Source organism: Streptacidiphilus melanogenes, assembly GCF_000787835.1.
GTDB classification, from domain to species: Bacteria; Actinomycetota; Actinomycetes; order Streptomycetales; family Streptomycetaceae; genus Streptacidiphilus; species Streptacidiphilus melanogenes.
The window spans coordinates 1-15008 of the sequence record NZ_BBPP01000045.1 but is presented as its reverse complement, the minus strand read 5'-3'; the positions used below and the strand labels follow the sequence as shown (position 1 = coordinate 15008).

17 protein-coding genes and 4 pseudogenes are annotated in these 15008 nt (G+C 69.9%); 8 read left to right on the top strand and 13 right to left on the bottom strand.

The window, feature by feature from the left end:
• The first annotated feature begins 446 nt into the window (after window positions 1–446).
• Both TR49_RS32650 and TR49_RS41960 read left to right on the top strand, forming a co-directional pair.
• Window positions 447–722, top strand: coding sequence for a hypothetical protein (locus TR49_RS32650; RefSeq protein WP_042388095.1), 276 nt, complete (start codon window positions 447–449; stop codon window positions 720–722).
• Between the two features lie 87 nt (window positions 723–809).
• Window positions 810–1229 carry a hypothetical protein gene (locus TR49_RS41960; protein WP_174501629.1) on the top strand — a complete coding sequence of 140 codons (420 nt, stop codon included), beginning with the start codon at window positions 810–812 and terminating at the stop codon, window positions 1227–1229.
• A gap of 174 nt (window positions 1230–1403) precedes the next feature.
• On the opposite strand, the gene TR49_RS46855 is transcribed toward TR49_RS41960, so the two are convergent.
• From TR49_RS46855 to TR49_RS32635, 4 genes are all read right to left on the bottom strand, one after another.
• Window positions 1404–1913, bottom strand: coding sequence for a universal stress protein (locus TR49_RS46855; protein WP_084725664.1), 510 nt, complete (start codon window positions 1911–1913; stop codon window positions 1404–1406).
• 35 nt (window positions 1914–1948) lie between these two features.
• Window positions 1949–2422, bottom strand: a complete 474-nt coding sequence (locus tag TR49_RS41950) for a DUF3040 domain-containing protein (RefSeq protein ID WP_160311671.1) — start codon at window positions 2420–2422, stop codon at window positions 1949–1951.
• A 472-nt stretch (window positions 2423–2894) separates the two neighbouring features.
• Complete coding sequence (locus TR49_RS32640) at window positions 2895–3305, bottom strand: STAS domain-containing protein (RefSeq protein ID WP_236653630.1); 411 nt, start codon at window positions 3303–3305, stop codon at window positions 2895–2897.
• Between the two features lie 336 nt (window positions 3306–3641).
• Window positions 3642–3890 (bottom strand): hypothetical protein, encoded by a 249-nt coding sequence (locus TR49_RS32635; RefSeq protein WP_042388089.1) that lies wholly within the window; start codon window positions 3888–3890, stop codon window positions 3642–3644.
• 301 nt (window positions 3891–4191) lie between these two features.
• On the opposite strand from TR49_RS32635, the pseudogene TR49_RS44150 reads away from it, so the two are divergent.
• A pseudogene (locus TR49_RS44150) lies at window positions 4192–4404 on the top strand (IS30 family transposase); the annotation flags it as partial.
• Between the two features lie 112 nt (window positions 4405–4516).
• On the opposite strand, the gene TR49_RS43245 reads toward TR49_RS44150, so the two are convergent.
• The 3 genes from TR49_RS43245 to TR49_RS32620 form a co-directional block, all read right to left on the bottom strand.
• Window positions 4517–4708 (bottom strand): hypothetical protein, encoded by a 192-nt coding sequence (locus TR49_RS43245; RefSeq protein ID WP_152627562.1) that lies wholly within the window; start codon window positions 4706–4708, stop codon window positions 4517–4519.
• A 918-nt stretch (window positions 4709–5626) separates the two neighbouring features.
• Window positions 5627–6157 (bottom strand): hypothetical protein, encoded by a 531-nt coding sequence (locus TR49_RS32625; RefSeq protein ID WP_201776257.1) that lies wholly within the window; start codon window positions 6155–6157, stop codon window positions 5627–5629.
• Window positions 6158–6380: 223 nt separating this feature from the next.
• Complete coding sequence (locus TR49_RS32620) at window positions 6381–6830, bottom strand: COG4315 family predicted lipoprotein (RefSeq protein WP_236653629.1); 450 nt, start codon at window positions 6828–6830, stop codon at window positions 6381–6383.
• 758 nt (window positions 6831–7588) lie between these two features.
• Between TR49_RS32620 and TR49_RS32615 the strand changes: the two genes are divergently transcribed.
• Both TR49_RS32615 and TR49_RS41945 read left to right on the top strand, forming a co-directional pair.
• The gene (locus TR49_RS32615) at window positions 7589–8719 is read left to right on the top strand and encodes an NHL repeat-containing protein (RefSeq protein ID WP_236653628.1); all 1131 of its coding nucleotides are present in this window, start codon (window positions 7589–7591) and stop codon (window positions 8717–8719) included.
• Between the two features lie 131 nt (window positions 8720–8850).
• Entirely contained in the window at window positions 8851–9534 is a 684-nt protein-coding gene (locus TR49_RS41945; protein WP_236653627.1) for a DUF6529 family protein, read from the top strand.
• Between the two features lie 161 nt (window positions 9535–9695).
• Here TR49_RS41945 and TR49_RS45945 read toward each other — a convergent pair whose 3' ends face one another.
• Window positions 9696–9932: a hypothetical protein gene (locus TR49_RS45945; protein ID WP_236653626.1), complete on the bottom strand. Its 237-nt coding sequence runs from the start codon at window positions 9930–9932 to the stop codon at window positions 9696–9698.
• A gap of 57 nt (window positions 9933–9989) precedes the next feature.
• A pseudogene (locus TR49_RS32605) lies at window positions 9990–11178 on the bottom strand (carboxylesterase/lipase family protein).
• Between TR49_RS32605 and TR49_RS32600 the strand changes: the two are divergent.
• Window positions 11131–11514 (top strand): annotated as a pseudogene (locus TR49_RS32600) (transposase family protein); the annotation flags it as partial. The pseudogenes TR49_RS32605 and TR49_RS32600 overlap by 48 nt on opposite strands.
• 108 nt (window positions 11515–11622) lie before the next feature.
• On the opposite strand, the gene TR49_RS32595 reads toward TR49_RS32600, so the two are convergent.
• The 4 genes from TR49_RS32595 to TR49_RS32580 all read right to left on the bottom strand — a co-directional run bounded on the left by TR49_RS32595 (window position 11623) and on the right by TR49_RS32580 (window position 13648).
• Window positions 11623–12087, bottom strand: a complete 465-nt coding sequence (locus TR49_RS32595) for a GAF domain-containing protein (protein WP_052434837.1) — start codon at window positions 12085–12087, stop codon at window positions 11623–11625.
• A 69-nt stretch (window positions 12088–12156) separates the two neighbouring features.
• Window positions 12157–12582 (bottom strand): ester cyclase, encoded by a 426-nt coding sequence (locus TR49_RS32590; RefSeq protein WP_042388079.1) that lies wholly within the window; start codon window positions 12580–12582, stop codon window positions 12157–12159.
• Window positions 12583–12752: 170 nt separating this feature from the next.
• Entirely contained in the window at window positions 12753–13229 is a 477-nt protein-coding gene (locus tag TR49_RS32585; protein ID WP_052434836.1) for a cupin domain-containing protein, read from the bottom strand.
• A complete protein-coding gene (locus TR49_RS32580) occupies window positions 13226–13648 on the bottom strand; it encodes an ester cyclase (RefSeq protein WP_042388078.1) in 423 nt (140 codons plus the stop codon). The genes TR49_RS32585 and TR49_RS32580 overlap by 4 nt, the downstream gene beginning before the upstream one ends.
• Before the next feature lie 109 nt (window positions 13649–13757).
• On the opposite strand from TR49_RS32580, the pseudogene TR49_RS32575 reads away from it, so the two are divergent.
• Both TR49_RS32575 and TR49_RS32570 read left to right on the top strand, forming a co-directional pair.
• Window positions 13758–14605: pseudogene (locus tag TR49_RS32575) on the top strand (IS5 family transposase).
• Complete coding sequence (locus TR49_RS32570) at window positions 14602–15000, top strand: hypothetical protein (RefSeq protein ID WP_042388075.1); 399 nt, start codon at window positions 14602–14604, stop codon at window positions 14998–15000. The pseudogene TR49_RS32575 and the gene TR49_RS32570 overlap by 4 nt, the downstream one beginning before the upstream one ends.
• The last annotated feature ends 8 nt before the right edge of the window (window positions 15001–15008 follow it).

Below are 15008 nucleotides of genomic sequence, written 5' to 3'. Positions count from 1 at the left end.
GCCGAGAACGACAGGGGCACTGCAGCCGGTGTGCGGAAAACCCTCGGTACCTTTGTTCTACCCCGCGGCAGCGATGTGAACCGATGCGAGGCGCCCGATCCGGCCCAGGCCACCCAGGCCGCACCAGGTCGGGCCGCCGGTGGCCGTCACGGTCGTCCTGTTCGTCGCCTTCGCCGCTGCCCTGTCTCGGGATCGGCCGGTGCGGCGCGGCGCGCAGCGCAGCCCTGAGCCGGATGCAGGGCGGCACGCCGGGACGGCCGGCTGGGCTGTCCACGCAGTCCGCCAGGACAGCCGGGCGCGGATGCCAGAAGATGTTCCTGGGCAGTCGAGGCTTCCCCGGGCGGCCGGGACCGTATGCAGGGGTCTCATCAGACCGCCCCACGTATCGTGCCGCAGGCCCGCTGAGGGCCGAGGACGAAGGAGCCCACTGACGAAGGAGCCCACTGGTGAATACCCGCGCGAACACATGGGCGACCTGGACCACCGAGGGCATCTTCTCCGGGCACGGTGGAGTGCAGACGCAGGAGGGGGACGTCCTCCAGGGCGAGTTGACCGTGCACACCACCTGGAGCGGTGGTCAGGCCAGCATCACGGTGCAGTACGTGGGGGCCGAGGACTGGTACACGCTGCAGGGCAGTCCGCTTCCGGCGGGCGACGAGGAGACCGCGCGGAGCCTGCACCAGGCGGCGGTGAAGACGGTCCAGCGGGGGCGCGGGGCGTAGCCGTGACGACGGACCCGGACGTCCTGCGGCGGCGCTTCGGGGAACAGGAGCGACGGGACCGGGGCCCGGACCGGACCGGAGGCGGCCATGGCGCGGGTGACGATTCACGGCGGTGACCTGGTGGTCCGGCCCTCCTGGCGGGAACGAGCGGTGATGCGGTACGGGCTCGTGCGGGCACCGCTTGCCGCCGTGGCGCGCGTCGAGGTGCTCGCCGAGCCATGGCGTTGCCTGCGCGGCAGCAGAGAGAGCGGTCTGTCGATCCCCGACAGGGCGTGGCTGGGAGTGTGGCGGCACCCGGCCGGGCGTGACTGGATCGCGGTACGTCCATGGCGTGGTCCTGTCCTGATGGTCGAGCTGCGGCCGCCGGCCGAGTTCGCCCGCGTCGCCCTCTCCGTTGCCGATCCGCAGGAGCAAGCGGCCCGCCTGTGCGGGGCCGTCGACGAGGCACTGGTGACGTGCGAGCCGCGCGGTGCCGACGCGGACCTGACTGCTCCGCCCCCGGTGTGATCACCGAGGAGCAGCCTCGTCCTCGTCGAGGCGCGGCTCTTCCTGAGACCGAGCGGTGCGGACCTCCGGACCTCACGGTCTACAGCGACCGAACAGGGGCAGTGGGTATGCCCGTGGCCAGGGGCCCTACGCGGTGAGTTCGTCGAGGAGGGCGTCCAACTCCCGCCGGCGTTGCTACCGGTGCCAGTGGCTGCCGAGTTCGCATGCTCCCCGTGGTGCCGGGACGATCAGGACCGGACACACTGCCCGGGTGGTACAGCGCCGGGCGACTGACCGTCTGCGCGGCCACCACGCGTGAGGTCGCCGCGATGCGGCGACGACGAGCACGTCCCGGTCGCGGCACGCGACCGCCGCCAGCGCCTGGTGGAGGGGAATGCTCTCGGTCTCGATGGACACCACCACGTCACGTGGCACACCGCCCATTGCCTGCTCGAAGGCATGCCGAGCAGCTACAAGTGCGTTTCTCCTGAGCGCCGACCGGGGATCCTCCGCCGCGAAGGACTGAGGGTCCATCCCGGTGTTCCACCCTCCGCCTCCCGGTTCAGGTGGGGGACGGTACGTGCGGACCGCTCGAACCTCCACGCCGCGGAGACGTGCCATCTCCACCGCCTCGCGCAGTGCCCGCAGCCCGGCGAGCGAGTCGTCCACACCGACGACGACACGCCCGATGTGCCGCTCCCACACAGTCGATCACCGCCCTCACTTCACCTGGCCCGCAGTCACCGGCGATGAGACTCGCGGTTGTTGAGTATCCGTTGTCTGGCCAGTGCCGTCGCGGCGAGGAGGGTCCACCAGGCCGCGTCCGCCAACAGGACCGTGACAGCCAGCAGCAGCACGTCCGCGCTGCGCACGGTGAACGCCACGGCGAGCAGGACGGCGGCGAGCGCCAGCCCGGCCGGCCCGACCACGCGGCGGACACCGCGGCGGCGGTGTTGCGGCGGAGCCCAGGCATGGAAGCATTCCAGCAGGCGCACCAGCTCGGGTTCGCTCGCGCGCAGGTGTTCCTCGATGTCGGACAATGCGCGTCGCTCGTGCTGGGAAAGCATCATGTGCGCCTCCCGCGTTCCGATTCTTCGACACCAGGCGCCGACAACACGCGCCGACAACAGGTCGGCAGCGCATCGAACCAGCCCGGCCGAGATTCCTGGGATCAGCCGCAACCGGGTGCGTTCGGGCAGCGTCGTCGCCTGCACGATCTGCAGGCCCCCGAGGGTTTCGACGCCACCTGACCACATCCGCCCTCGTCGCCGACAACGCCCATCCGGCGGGTGAACGGTCCGCGTTCGTCCTTGATCGCGCGGGTGATGCTGTTCGCGGACACCCGGACTCCTCGGCTGTCTCGTCTGGGACACCACCGGGGTCTTGGGCAGCTGGAGCGCTCGCCGTTGAGGCGGCCGGCTCAGTCGGTCTGCCCGAGACGCCGGAGAACAGGGCTTCGGGCGTCCGAACCCGCCGACAACGCACTTCCGCCATCGACTCTACGCTGTGCTGCAACAGCCTGGTACCGCACAGAGCGGCCGGGGGAGCAGCCGAAGCAACGGTCTGCCAGGCCGGAGGGGTCGCCACTCGGTCCACCGTGCCGTCGTCGGAGCCGCGCACGACGAGACGGGGGCGGGGCAGGGGGCCTGCCGCACGCAGCGTCGGCATCCGTCGGGACGAGTGCTGTCAGCAGTCCCCTCCTGCGCCTCCCAGGTGCAGCAAGGGGGTGTCGGTACAGGCCAGCGCCGTCAGCCGGGCCACGACAGGTCTCGGGTCGCGCAGCCGCAGGGACACTCCGGCCGCAGTGGCTCGCTGGTAGGCCTGCAGCAACGCGCTCAGCCCGCTGCAGTCGCAGAAGCCGACCTGGGCGAGGTCGACCTCGATGGCGTGCACGCCGTCGGCCAGGCAGCGCGACAGCGCGTGGCGCACGATTGGCGCGGAGGCCATGTCGATCTCGCCGGCCAGTGTGATCTCGGCCCTGCCGTGCCGGTCGTGCCGTTCGACGGTGAGTGTCTCCGTCGGCATCGCGGCCCCGCACCGGGGTGGCGGGCGACGGCGGGCCCCCTTCGATCGGCCGGTGATGTGGTTCGTGGGCATCCAGATCTCCTCGGCCGTCTCCTCTGGGACGCCGCCGGGGTCTGGGGCAGCTGGAACGATCACCGCCGAAGCGGTCAGCTCAGTCGGTCGGCCGGAGGCACCTCGACGCAGGACGCTCGAATGCTCACACCAGCCAAGAACAGATAATCCACTGTTCACCACGGACTGTACGGCTTGCCGGAGCAGACCGGTACTGGGCCGCATGGACACCTGAGTTCCGCCGAGGCCGTGTTCCTCTCGAGCCAGGTCCACGGGGAGTCGAAGTCCGCGCCCTGGGCCGGATGGGCTCGAAGATCTCGTCCGCCACGCCGCCCCTGGTGGCCGGCTGCATACCGTTCAGGTCTCACTCGCGAACGCCACGCCGACCCGGGTCACCCGGGTCACCACACGGTGGCCGCCCTCGCTCCGCTCGGTGATCATCTCGTTCTCGGCCAGGGTCCTCAGTGTTCGCCCCACGTCGTCCACCGGCATGCCGCTGCGCTGCACGACGTCCCGGTCGGTGGGGAAGCGCCGCAGTTCCTCGAACAGCTCGGCCAGCGCCCGCAGCACGTTCTTGAGGTCCAGCGCAGTGATCTCGCCGTCCACACGTCCACCGTAGGCCGGGGTCGTCCCGGCCGCCTCTCCGTGCGTTGGCTCGGGCCGGAGCCCAGCGCCGTACTCGGCACCAGGAGAGGGCGACCTGTCGGATCGGCCGCCACGCGTCGACCGCCGCACACGCTCCGCTGCGACTCATCCCGCTGCCCGACGGGCACGACTCCGCGAACGTTCGCGACGCCGTCACGGCCGCGACGGCGGCCCTCCCGAAACCGCGAGGATGATGCTGATGTAGGACCAGGGCATCGACACGGCCCGCCGCGACGAACTGGCGCCGCTTTTCCAGGATGGTGTCTTCTTCGCCTGCCCAGCCAGCCCCTGGCAGTGCGGCATGAACGAGAACATCAACGGCCCGCTGCGGCAATGCCTCCCTAAGGGCACCGCCCTGTCCGTCCGCACCGCCGATGAAATACGCGCAAGCGAGGAACGGCTCAACGACCGGCCCTGGAAGACCCTGGGATGGCGAAGTCCTGCCCACGCCTTCGCCGCCGCTCTGACAGCATGAGACCAGCAATGTTGCGACGATCATGCGAATCCGCCAACTGAACACGAGCGCTGGCGACGCCAAAACGGGCAGATCCCGACCGACCAAAGTGGGTGTCCTGCATCGAAACTACTCACGGCCTGAACGAGGGGCGGTCCGGTCCGCTGCGCAGGTCCGCCTCCAGTGCAGCCCGCAATTCCATCAGGTCCTCCAACTCGGCCAGCGTGCTGAACCGGGACAGAAGTTCCTGGGCCATCCGCGCGTCGCCGCACCGGACGGCCCGCACCAGGCAGGCGATCACCTGGGAGACAGTCAGCCTTGTCATGTCCGTCTCCGACTTCACCTGAGACAGCCCCGGCTCGTCCCGGTCGCCACCGCCGTGACGGACGGTGCTGCTGATGCCCGACCGCCCGAGTTTCCGCTGGTTACTCGAGGAGAGCCGGTCGATGAAGCGCACGAGGACAGATCCTCTCGAAGCCGCAACCCCTCGCGCCGCGATCTGCATATGCTCGCGACGGGCCTGGGGCCGTGCAGTCGCAACGCCGCCCCGACCACGGCCTCGCGCCGGTGGGCCTGCAGGAGTGCGATCAGGCCGCTGCAGTCGTCGAGGGCGACCATGGCGAGCCGCCGGGATGGCGTGCACGCCACCGGCCAGACAACCGGCCGACTCCCGGCGCAGGAGCGGCCCGAGTCCCGGGCCAGCTCGCCGGTCAACCTGATCGTCGTCCTGCCCTGCCCGTCGTGACGCTCAACCGCGAGTGCGGCCGTGCTCCCGATCCCGCACCGGCGCATGTGTTGGCGGTCTGCCGTCGATCGGGCATTGATGTCGCGCGCGCCCATCCAGGTCTCCTCGGCCGTCTCCTGTGGGACGCCGCCGGGGGCTGGGGCAGCTGGAACAATCGCCGCCGAAGCGGACCCTGTCGATCGGTCAGGCCGAGCAGTCACCCACGCACACGGATTCGCACGCTCACACCAACCAAGGAGCAGGTATTCCACCACAAACTGTACGGCTGATTCGGTCGGGCCTGATACTGCCCGGATTGCTCGAACAAGTGCCGGATCATCCCACGTAGTTGAGGGCGGACCCGGCGGCGCCACTAACGTCCGGTGCCTGAACCGCTCGAACTCGGGCAGCTTGCCCACCTCGACATACGCCGGAGGGACCGGCTTGTCGGCGTCATCCACGCGTACCAACATGACGACGGAACTGGCACGGATGAGGTTGTCGGCAGGCGCAGTGTCGTCAGGCCGAACGTGCCTGGTGGGCCAGGCGACGGCCTTCTGCGTAGAAGGCTTCGAGTGCGGGGGCGTCGGAGAGTCCGCTCAGGGGACGTGCGGCGCCGAAGGGCGCGTTCCAGAACGCGTCCGACTGCGGCGGGGTCCACGGCCCGACGTACGCGTAGGGCTCGTCCGCGAATGCGTCGCCGAGGGAGATGCCGAAGTTGACCTCGTCCCAGGTAACGCTGAGGTCGAAGTGTTCGGGCCACAGCACGGCGGTCTCGTGCGGGGCGAAGTGGCCCAGCGCCTGAAGGCCGAGTGCGAGGACGTCGGAGATCCGCCCAGCGGACTGCGGATCGACCTCGATGATGTCCTCGGTGGCGATGCCGCTTCCTTGGGGGTAGAGGTCCACCGGGGCTCCGGGGGTGATCCCGGCGGTGCGGGCCAGGTCCGCGTAGCTGCCTGCCAGGGAGAGTGTGTGTCCGCCCGCGATCAGGCGCAGGTCCTGCACCCTGATGTCCGGTTCCTTGGTGGTGGCGAATCCGCCTGGGATCACCCGAAGCCGGATCGTCCCGCTGCGGCGGAACTGGGGCCCAGCCATCAGCAACTCGGCGAGTCCGTGCAGGCTCCGCCTGGTCCGGACGAAGTCAGCGCCCGTCGCCCTGGCCAACTCTCCTCCGAAGTGTCGGATCTGACGATCGTCCGAGGCGGAGTGGCACCCCGCCGGGCGACACTCCGCCGTTGCTCGTCGTCGAGGGGACGGAAGTGAGGTAGGGGTCTCAGTACCCGCCCCCGCCGCTCGTGGAGCCGGCAGATGCCGACGCAGACGCCGAGGCGGCGCTGGTGACCGGGGTGCCGCTGGGGCTGACCACGTACCAGGAGGCGCCGAAGGCGTTGACGCCCTGGCCGTTGGTTTGGCCGGGCTTGGTGTCCTCGGCGAAGTAGTAGAGCGGGTGGCCGTGGTAGGTCACCTGGGTGGAGTGGTCGGTTCGGGTGGTCGTTCCGACCTGGGATGCGGTCACTCCGCTGCTGCTGGGCTTCCCCGTCGTGGTCTGCGGCGGCCATGCCTGGGCACAGGATCCGTTGCAGGTCGAGGTCGTCCCGGTATCGGCCTTGAACAGGTACAACGTCCTGCCCGAGCCGTCGACCAGGATCTGGCCGAGCGGCGAACTCGCCGTCTTCACCGTGGCGGCGCCGCCGGTCGGGGTGGTGGCACTGCTACTGGGCATAGCCGAGCCGGCGGTGGTCGTCGAGGCACTGGTGCCGGCGGGCGAGGTCGAGGAAGCCGTGGTACCGGAACTGCTGCATCCGGAAGAACAGGCCGCGACGGCGGCCATCCCGACCGCAAGTGTGATGGCACGATTCATGACAGACCTCTTGGCCCTGGGGAAGCGGTGGCGCCGGCCACCGACCCGCCGACGGCGAGTCGCGGAACCACGCTACGCACGAATGCCGCCCCGCTGCCCGGGGCGATCAGCCCCACGCCCGACCTTCACGCGTGCGGGTGACCAAGAGTCCCCAGTGGCGTCCGACTGCCGTAACCGGGGATGGACCCGTCGGGTATCGGCCGACCGGTGCCCCGGGGAGGACGACGCTGTGCACCCGATCAAACGGAGCACCTCCTCGGCGTGTGCCGGCTCTCGGTGGCGCGGGCAGCTCCTTGCGGCGCCTCTCGACGGCCTCGGCGGTGCCACTCGGCGGTGGCCACGACGCTTGGCGTGTGCTCTCTCGCTGGGGGTGTGTCAGGAGCCGGCCGCAGGAAGCCGGGAGTGTTGTAGCGGCTTGTGGCGCCACGCGTTCGCGACCGCGAAGCCACTGCTGTCGGGTGCCGCTGCTCGGCCGGCGAACGTCCTTTGTCGGGGGCGGGCGAGGCCGAGGCCGGACCGGTGAGCGTGTCGTGTGCCGGCCCGACCATGCGCGTGCTGTGACGGATCGCGACCGTGTGTGACGAGACGGTGAGGGTGGCCGTCCCCTGTTGGAGGCGGGCGTGAGACTCGGAATCCGCTGCAGGTCGCTGGTGGCGCCGATGCTGGCCGCCGGACTGGCCGCGGGAGCTCTGACGGTGACTGGAGCGTCCCCGGCCGGAGCCGCGGGATCGTTCCTGGGAGGGCTCCACCGCATCTCCACGGTGGCGTCCACCGTTCCGGGCAACGGGGACGTGAACCCGTACGGCACCGCCGTGGTCGAATCGTCTGTGGGCCGTCTGCACCGTGGCGACGTGTTGGTGAGCAACTTCAACAACGTCAAGAACCTCCAGGGCACCGGTACCACGATCGTCGAGCTCGCCCCCGGCGGCCGGGTCCGACAGTTCGCCCGCATCGACGCCAACCATCTGCCTGGGAGCTGTCCCGGTGGAATCGGGCTCACCACCGCGCTGGCGGTCCTGCCGGGCGGCTGGGTCGTCGTGGGCAGCCTGCCCACGACCGACGGCACCGCCGCCACGGCGAAGGCCGGATGCCTGCTGGTCCTGGACAGCCGCGGACACGTCCGTGAGACGCTGGCCGGCCACGGCATCAACGGCCCCTGGGACATGACTGCGGCCAGCTTCGGGGACACCACGGACCTATTCGTCACCAACGTCCTGAACGGCACCGTGGCCGCCGGCGGAAGGACGGTCCACCGCGGCACCGTCCTGCGGATCACCCTGAACCGGTGCGGCGACGATCCGCCGACCTGGGTCGACAACCGCGTCATCGGATCAGGCTTCCCGGAACGGACCGATCCCGCCGCGCTTGGCGTGGGGCCCACCGGCGTCGGACTGGGCCGACACGGCACGCTCTACGTTGCGGACACCGCCGCCAACCGGATCACCGTCATCCCCGACGCCCTTCACCGTGACCGAAGCGCCGGCATCGGACGGGTCATCAGCAAGGGCGGCCACCTCAACGGCCCCCTGGGACTGGCCATCTCGCCCCGCGAGGACGTGCTCACCGTGAACGCCGGCGATGGCAACATCGTCGAGACCACGCCTCACGGTGACCAGATCGCCTGGCGCCAACTGGACTCCAGCGGCACCCCGCCCGGCGCGGGCGCCCTCTTCGGCCTGGCCGTGAGCCTGAACCAGAACGCCGTCTACTTCGTGGACGACGCCACCAACCAGCTCGACAAGCTCCACTAACCGGACCGCCATTAACGCCGCGTCTCGCGTGGCACTCGGTGCGGACCGCTGACCTGGGCAGACCTCCGTAAGGGGGCTGTCGGTCGAGTGGTTCGCCCCCTCGCACCGGCTCTTTGGACGGAGGATGGGCCGTGGACGAGGATGCGCACCGACGCAGGACGGGCATCGTGGTGGGCTCGGCTTCGGCACTGGCCCTTGCTGTGGCGCTGGCGCTTTTCCTGGTCGGCCGCACCATCACACCCGACTACGCCAGCGGCCTCTTCGGGCAGCATCTGACCGACGCGGTGCGGCTCAAGGCGAGACTGGCCACGGCCATCCTCGGGCTGGCGATGGTCCAGCTCCTGCTGGCGCTGTGGATGTACCGGCGGCTCCCGCGCGTCAGGACGGTACCGAAGGCCGTTCCGCGCGCACACCGGGTGGTCGGTGCCCTCGTGTTCCTCGGCACGATCCCCATCACCGTCCACTGCGTTCAGACCTGTGGTGTCGAACTCACTCCTGTGCGAGCGGCCGTCCATTCACTGTCCGCCTGCTTCTTCTACGGCGCGTTCGCGGCCAAGGTGGTGTTCGTTCGCTCCCGGCTGCGGGTCGGATGGCTTCTGCCGCTCGCCGGCGGTTTCTCCTGGTGGTCGCGGTCGTCGTCATCTGGTACACGAGCGCGCTGTGGTTCTTCAACGACTTCCAGATGCCCGGGTTCTGAGGCAGGGCGGACTGCCCGAAGGTGCCGGTGCGTGGCGTCCACCCACCGTGTTCACGCGAGTGAGGCCTTCTGGGAGATTGATCTCTGCGGTGTGGTGCGTTCGGCCCGTCGGCTATGACGGCGTTGACCGACCGGGTTGCCCGGATGCCTCACGTACCATCGGGTCAGGCTGGGCATCCTCGCCGTATTCCGGGTTTTGGGAGCCCTTCGAGACGACACTTGCCCGTTGGAGATTCGTGGACGGGCAGCGGTAGTTGAGCCCGGCGTCCAGCCGGGACTCTATCCCCGGGTGGGATCGAAGCGCTCGACGTTGGCCCACGGCACGTCGTCGGGGCGAGTGGTGCTGGGGGTGTCCAGCCACATCAACTGGCGGTCGGGGCCGTATTCGGGCCAGCCCGGGTCCCCTGTGGTGGCGAAGTCGATCCAGGCCCGGTGAACACGCTCGGCAAGCTCTTGCGGCGGTTTCGGGCCCGCCATGCGGTCCGGGCCGGTGTCGAGGGACAAGGTGTTGAACATGGACGGCAGGATGAGGCTGTGGCAGGCGCCGAGCCTTCCGCCGAGGACAGGAGATCGTCAGCCGAACTCGTAGAAGTGGGTGCGGCCCTGGTGGGCGGCGGCCACGCGCCGTGCGGGCAAGCGGAACGTCAGGTCCGTCTGGGCCTGGGTCAAGGCTTGCCCGGCCGTGGTCCCGGGCAGGTTCACTCCGTAGAGTGCGAGGATCTCGGCTGCGTTCGGGCGGATCGCCGACAAGGTCGCGACGGCCTGGTCGTTGTCGAGGGCGTCGATGGCGCCCTTGGGGACGGTGGTCAGGTTGAACTCGTCCCGGTTGGTGCCCACGATCAGGGCGATCCCGGATCCGGCACCTTTCCTGATCGCGGCAAGGGGGTGTTCGGGCAGCACGTCGTCGCCGGTGACCGGCGTGTACGGCAGGATGCCGCCGAACGGCTCGACGCCCTGCTCGTCCCGCAGATCGACTTCGTAGCCCGCGCCTTGAACGGCGATCAGCTCCCCGCTGGTCTTGTCCCGGAAGGCTTCGGCGGTCGCGGGGCACGCCCAGCGCTGCGGCCACTCCGTCGGCCAGAGCCTGTGCCTGGGCCGGCGGGCGGACCATCTCGGGGTGGCCGCTGCTGAGGATCGCGCGCTGGCACAGTCCTGCGGCCAGTGGGGATGCCATCAGGCAGCTGATGCTCGCGGCTCCGGACGACTCGCCGAACAGGGTGATGTTGTCCGGGTCGCCGCCGAATGCCGCGGCGTTCTCACGCACCCACTCCCAGGCGGCGATCTGATCGCGCAACCCGACGTTCGTCGCGCCGCCCTTCAGGTGCAGGAAGCCCTCGGCGCCCGTCCGGAAGTCGATCGACACCAGGACGATGCCGTTGCGGACGAAGGACGCCCCGTCGCAGACCGGTACCAGGCTCGCGCCGGTGGCGTATCCGCCGCCGTGGATGAACACCATCACCGGCAGCCCGGCCGCCCCGGTGTCGGGCGACCAGATGCTGGCGGTCAGGTACTCCTCGCCCCGGCGCCAGCCCTCACCGGCAAGCCGGATCACGTCCAGCCCGGGAACCGGCTGATAAGGGGTCTGTGGCGCCGTCGGGCCCGGCCGAGTGGCCTCCCGCACCCCTTCCCAGGCCCCCGTCCGCATCGAGGCCGCGAACCGCAGGTCTCCCAGCGGTGCAGCCGCGTACGGCACGGCCAGGAACCGCGTCACCCCGGACGCCTGCTCGCCCCTAATCCGCCCGGCCGTCCGGGACGGACCCATGACGCCACCGCCGCCCGCCGCGACAAGATCGTCGAGCATCTGAAGGCGGCCGGCCTCGGCGCGCTCGCCGACCTCGGCTTCCTCGGCGTCGACAAACCCAAGAACCCCGATGACCAGGTCATCATCACCGCCTACAAGGCCACCCGCGCCCGCAAGCTCACCCCGGGCCAGAAGCAGGCCAACCGGATCCTGGCCGCCGGTCGCGCCCCCGTCGAACATGGCTTCGCCCATCTGAAGGCCTGGCGGATCCTGACCAAGCTCCGCACCGACCCGGCCCGCGCCACCGCCCTCCTGCGGGCACTGCTCGTCCTGACCAACCTCGAAGCCGCCCGCTGACAGCACGCTGACGGACGATCAAGAGCCCAAGATTCCCGCAGTCAACGAGCCTGAGCGCCCCGGATAGCCTGCACATCAGCCCTTCCGACCAGCACGCTCGAAAGCCGGCTACCGGAAGACGCTGCGGCGCAGGCCCTCGGCAAGGTGCGGGGCGATCTTGCGCAGGACGGCGAGGTCCTGGGCGGAGAACCCGGCTTCGGCGTCGGTCCGGTGCAGGCACAGCACGCCCCAGCATTCGTGTCCCGTGATCAGGGCGGCCCGGAGCTCGTCGACGAGACCCAGGCCTGCCATGATCTCCCGGTAGCGGGCGCTGTCGGCCCGCCGCCTGCAGATCGCCCGGTCCAGCGACGTCACCGGGTCGCCCCGCCGCGCGAGCGTGGCGAACTTGTTGACGTCCCCGCGTCCGAACTCGTTGTCCCGGAACAGCGGGCTGGCTTCGGCCAGTGGCTCCTGGGCGACCGCGGCGGTGAACAGCAGAGTGGCCGGGTCGACGGCGGCGAAGAACACCGCCCCCATGGGGAGGATGCCCGGCAGTCGGCGCAGCACCTCGGTGGTGAGCTCAGGAAGCGCCAAGCCGGCGGGCAGCTGTCGATCAGCCGTTCGACCCGTCGTTCCCGGATACCGGTGGCCATGATGTCGACGCTACGCCGGTGCCGGCACGAGGCCGAGCTGGGACAGCAGGCCGAGATCGTCCAGCCGGCCCCAGCGCTCGACGATCCGGCCCTGCCGGACCCGGAAGATGTTGATCCCCTTCAAGACCACCGTGCGGCCGTCACCGGCGACACCCATGACCTCGCCCTGCTGGGTGCCCGAGGCAGTGAACTGCTCGACGACCAGCTCACCCTCGCCGACCAGGAGCCCCCGGTCGGAGTGCCAGTCGGGGAAGGCCTGCCGGAACAGCGCGCCCGCGGCCCGCATGCCCTCCCGGTCCGTGCCGACGCCCATCGGCGGGTCGTGGTTGACGAAGTCCTCGGCGAGGTAGGTGTCGACGGCCGAGAGGTCGCCCCGGGTGAACAGGGCGTCGATGAAGGCGGTCACGGTCTGCTTGTTCTTCTCGATGGTGTCCATGTCGAAATCCTCGATCTTCGAAGTCGCCCCGGAATCCCAACTCTCTGGGGTATTGATCAGCCCTCGCCGGGCCCAGGTCCAATGAGATGCGTGAGCGGCGGTTGCGCTCCGGCGGATCGGCCCACCCGTTCGGCGATGCCGGCCCCCTTCCGGCCGCGGCGGCCATCTCGTTACTGCGGGTGAGGCGTCGGGTCCGGTGCGAGGGCGCTGTCGTGCCGGGCGAAGGCGGCCAGCAGCGCTGCCCGGTCCGGACGTGGTCCGGCCGCGAAAACCTGGCCCACCTCTTCGACCAGTCCCATGAGCGCGCCCGGCGCGAACAGCTCCAGCGCTCGGACGGGGCGGTCGCCCGCATTGGCCAGCGTGTGGGCAGTGCCGGGGGGCACGTGCAGGCAGTCGCCGGCGCAGGCGGTCACGGTGCCCTCATCCAGGGGAAAGGACAGGCTTCCGTCGAGGACGAAGAACGTCTCCGACGCATTGCGGTGGATGTGGCGCGGGGGCGCCGGGGCGCCAGGCGGGATCGTCCATTCGATCAGTGCGAAACGGCCCCCGGTCTCGGCCGCGGAGACTTTGACCAACACGCTAGAGGGCCCCACGGTGAACCTGCGCCCCTCGCCTCGGCCGCGCCACACCTCCGGCCGCCCGGTCATGGCCGGCTCTCCTGGCCGAGCTGGCGCAGTAGGCCGAGCTCGTCGAGTCGGCTCCAGCGTTCGACGATGCGGCCGTCGCGGACCCGGAAGATGTTGATGCCTTTGAGGATGATCGCGCGGTCGGTCGCCGGTCCGCCCAGGAGCTCGCCGCGTTGGGTACCGCAGGCGGTGAAGTGCTCGACGACCAGGTCGCCCTCGGCGATCAACAGGTCGGGCTCGCTGTGCCAGTCCGGGCAGGCCGCCCGCACGATCCGGCTCGCGGTGCGCATTCCCTCACGTGTGGTGTCGTCGAGGAACGGAGGGTCGTGGTCGACGAAGTCCTCGGCGAGGAAGGCGTCGACGGCGCCGAGGTCACCCTTGGTGTACAGGGCGTTGATGACGGCGGTCACGGACTTCTTGTTCTCTTCGAGTGTGTTCATGGCCTCAGAGGACGTTAAGTCCCTTTCTGGATGTTCTAGTGTCGCCCGTTCGTGTACACGGGGCCGTTCCAGCTGACGTGCGTGTCGTGTGCATGTTGGCCTTGCCGGCATGGAACGGATGCCGTACTCAACGGACTTGTCCGACGGGCAGTGGGCCTTGATCGAGCCGCTGGTCACCGCCTGGAAGCAGGAGCGGGTGTCGCGTTCAGCGACCGGGGACCCGGGCTCCTGCGATCTGCGGGAGGTCGTGAACGCGCTGCTCTACCAGAACCGGACGGGGTGTCAGTGGCGGCTCCTGCCAATTGACTTACCGGCCTGGTCGGCGGTGTTCTACTACTTCACCCTGTGGCGCCAGGACGGCCTTGACCAGCGGATCCAGGAGATCCTTCGCTGCCAGGTGCGGGAGCGGGCCCGGCGATTAGAGGACCCGTCCCTGGTGATCATCGACACCCAGTCCGTCCGCGTGGCGGCGGGGGTGCCGAAGGAGACGACGGGACTGGACGCGAACAAGAAGATGCCCGGCAGGAAGCGCGGACTGGCCGTCGATGTGCTGGGCCGGTCATCGGCGTGGTGGTCCTGGCCGCCAGCGCGCACGACAACGAGGCCGGCACCGCCCTGCTGGACCAGGCGGTGATGCGGTGCGGGATGCGCCTGGAGAAGGTCCTGGTCGACCAGGGCTTCAAGGACGCCGTGATCATCCACGGGGCGGTGAACGACATCACCGTCGAGGTGGTCCGCCGCAACCCCGACGACAAGGGCTTCGTTCCGCAACCCAAGCGGTGGGTGGTCGAGCAGGTCAACGGCACCCTCATGTTGCACCGGCGCCTCGCCCGCGACTACGACCACCGGCCCGACAATGCCGCCTCTCGCGTCTACTGGGCCTCCACCGCGGGCATGCTCCGCCGCCTCACCACCCCCAGCCCTGCCTGGCGCGACGGGGTGGAGTTGGCTGCGTGAACGTCACCGAACTCCTGCGGCTGCTGCAGGCCGAACACGACGAGACCGCCGCCCGAGCCGACGGCCTACGCGAACAGATCGAGCGGCTGACCACCGGGCTCGTCGAAACCGAGGACCGTCTGGCCGAGCTCGCCGCGACCCGCAGGGTCATCGACAGCCTCACCCCGCCCGAGCAGGAACCAGCTCCTGCGGAGCCCGCCAGCATCTACCAGCGCATCGTGGCCGCCTTCAACGAGCATCCCGGGCAGGTCTTCCGGGTTCTCGACCTTCATGAACTCCTCGAGCTGCCCACCGACGAGCCCTCGATCAACGTCACCCGCTCCCGCCTGGGACGACTCGTTCGTCAGGGACTCCTCGAACAACCCGGACGCGGCCGCTATCAGAAACGGACTTAACGTCCTCT